At 63.5% G+C, this 2,707-nt stretch carries 2 protein-coding genes; both read right to left on the bottom strand.

Going from position 1 to position 2,707, the window contains the following annotated elements; all coding sequences use genetic code 11:
• Positions 1-30 precede the first annotated feature (30 nt).
• A complete protein-coding gene (fusA, locus tag ACK1U9_RS14020; protein WP_046615596.1) occupies positions 31-2,142 on the bottom strand; it encodes an elongation factor G in 2,112 nt (703 codons plus the stop codon).
• Positions 2,143-2,215: 73 nt separating this feature from the next.
• A complete protein-coding gene (locus tag ACK1U9_RS14015) occupies positions 2,216-2,641 on the bottom strand; it encodes a hypothetical protein (protein ID WP_108480801.1) in 426 nt (141 codons plus the stop codon).
• Between the last annotated feature and the right edge of the window lie 66 nt (positions 2,642-2,707).

Below are 2,707 nucleotides of genomic sequence, written 5' to 3'. Positions count from 1 at the left end.
CCCGCGAAGAGGCCGGTACAGGCGAATGAACTATTCCCCGCGGTTCTTCTTGACGATGGCATCGGCAATGCTCGCCGGTGCCTCGGCATAACGGGTGAACTCCATCGAGAAGCTGGCCCGGCCCTGGGTCATGGAGCGCATCGAGGTGGCGTAGCCGAACATCTCGCCCAGCGGTACCTCGGCACGGATCACCTTGCCGGCCGGCGTTTCATCACCATCCTGGATCATCCCGCGGCGCCGGCTCAGGTCGCCAAGGATGTCACCCTGGTACTCCTCCGGGGTCACCACTTCCACCTTCATCACCGGCTCCAGCAACACCGCACCACCTTTCTGCGACAGCTGCTTGGTGGCCATCGAGGCGGCGATCTTGTAGGCCATTTCGTTCGAGTCGACATCGTGGTACGAGCCGTCGTACACCGCCGCCTTCAGGTTGATCAGCGGGTAGCCGGCCAGCACGCCGTTCTTCATCTGCTCCTCGATGCCTTTCTGGATCGCCGGGATGTACTCGCGTGGTACCACACCGCCAACGATCTCGTTGATGAACTCCAGGCCTTCCTTGCCCTCGTCGCCGGGGGCGAAGCGGATCCAGCAGTGACCGTACTGCCCTCGGCCACCGGACTGGCGGACAAAGCGGCCCTCGATCTCGCAGGTGTTGCGGATTTTCTCGCGGTAGGCCACCTGCGGTTTGCCGATGTTGGCCTCGACGTTGAACTCGCGGCGCATGCGGTCGACGATGATGTCCAGGTGCAACTCGCCCATGCCCGAGATGATGGTCTGGCCGGTCTCCTCATCGGTGCGCACGCGGAATGACGGGTCTTCCTGGGCAAGCTTGCCCAGGGCTATGCCCATTTTTTCCTGGTCGGCCTTGGTCTTTGGCTCCACCGCCACGGAAATCACCGGGTCGGGGAAGTCCATGCGCTCCAGGATGATCGGCTTGTCCATGTCGCACAGGGTGTCGCCGGTGGTCACGTCCTTCATGCCGATCAGCGCGGCGATGTCGCCGGCGCACACATCTTTGATTTCGGCGCGTTGGTTTGCATGCATCTGCACCATGCGGCCAATGCGTTCCTTCTTGCCCTTCACCGAGTTGAGCACCGCGTTGCCGGAGCTGAGCACGCCGGAGTAGACCCGGGCGAAGGTCAGGGTGCCGACGAACGGGTCGGTGGCGATCTTGAATGCCAGGGCCGAGAACGGCTCGCTGTCATCGGCGTGTCGCTCCAGGTGCTTTTCTTCGTCATCCGGGTCGGTGCCCTTGATGGCCGGGATCTCCGACGGGGCGGGCAGGTAGTCGATGACCGCGTCGAGCATCAGCGGCACGCCCTTGTTCTTGAACGACGAGCCGAGGATGGTCGGCACGATCTCGTTGTTCAGGGTGCGTTTGCGCAGGCCGGCCTTGATCTCTTCGATGCTTAACGCTTCGCCTTCGAGAAACTTGGTGAGCAGTTCGTCATCGGCCTCGGCCGCTGCCTCGACCATGTGCGCGCGCCACTCGTCGGCCAGTGCCTGCAGTTCGGCGGGGATGTCTTCTTCGCGGTAGCTGGTGCCCTGGTCGGCATCGTTCCAGTAGATCGCCTTCATCTTCACCAGGTCGATCTGGCCAATGAAGTTCTCTTCGCTGCCGATCGCCAGCTGGATCGGCACCGGGTGGTGGCCCAGGCGCTGATCGATCTGCCTGACCACGCGCAGGAAGTCGGCGCCCTGGCGGTCCATCTTGTTGATGTAGGCAAGGCGGGGCACGTGGTACTTGTTGGCCTGGCGCCATACGGTCTCGGACTGAGGTTCGACCCCGTCCGCGCCGCTGAACACCACCACCGCGCCATCGAGCACGCGCAGCGAGCGTTCCACCTCGATGGTGAAGTCGACGTGGCCCGGGGTGTCGATGATGTTGAAGCGGTACTTGTGGGCGAACTGCTTGGTCGAGCCCTGCCAGAAGGCAGTGGTTGCCGCCGAAGTGATGGTGATGCCGCGCTCCTGCTCCTGGGCCATCCAGTCCATGGTCGCGGCACCATCGTGCACTTCGCCCATCTTGTGATTGACCCCGGTGTAGAACAGGATCCGCTCGGTGGTCGTGGTCTTGCCGGCGTCCACGTGGGCGACGATACCGATATTGCGGTACAGCTCGATGGGCGTTGTACGGGCCATGGCGGACTACCTGCGGATGAACGGATTCTCCCACGGTAGCAGAACGGGAGAATCCTGCTTTACCGCCGGGCCGTCAGTCGGCCTGGGCTTGCAGCAGCCACTGGCCATCCACTTCGCGGGCCAGGCCGCTGGCAGGCAGCAGGGCCAGCAGGCGCGCGTGCAGGGCAGCCTCTGTGAAGGTCTTGAGGGTGGCCAGGTCCAGTGCGCCGACCAGGTTGAGATCGGCCTTGGTGTATGACAGCCAGGCCTTTTTCAGGGCCTGGGCGACGTCGCTGCCGGAGGTGCTGGCAAAGCGGCGGTGCCATTGGCTGCCGTCGAAGGTGAAGGTGTGGGCGTGGCTGTAGGTGCCTTGGTCGCCACCTTCGGTGCAGCGATGGCAACGGCACGCGCCTTCGCCGAAGGCGTTGCGCAGGTAGCTGTTGAAGTCCACCACGGGCTTGAGGGACAGGCGTTTGTCGACTTCGAAAAGGTCGGCGATCAGGGGTTCTTCGGCGCTCACTCGGTATCCTCGTGTGGTGTGGCATGCATCGGCGGGCACCCTAACAGATCGGGCCTTTCAGATCAC

Source organism: Pseudomonas sp. XP1, assembly GCF_053557675.1.
Note: the sequence above shows the minus strand (reverse complement) of the source record. Positions and strands in the feature narration are given on the sequence as shown.

What these genes read in the sequence shown, in the direction of transcription:
- fusA (WP_046615596.1), bottom strand. Translation starts at nt 2,142, where the DNA reads ATGGCCCGTACAACGCCCATCGAGCTGTACCGCAATATCGGTATCGTC.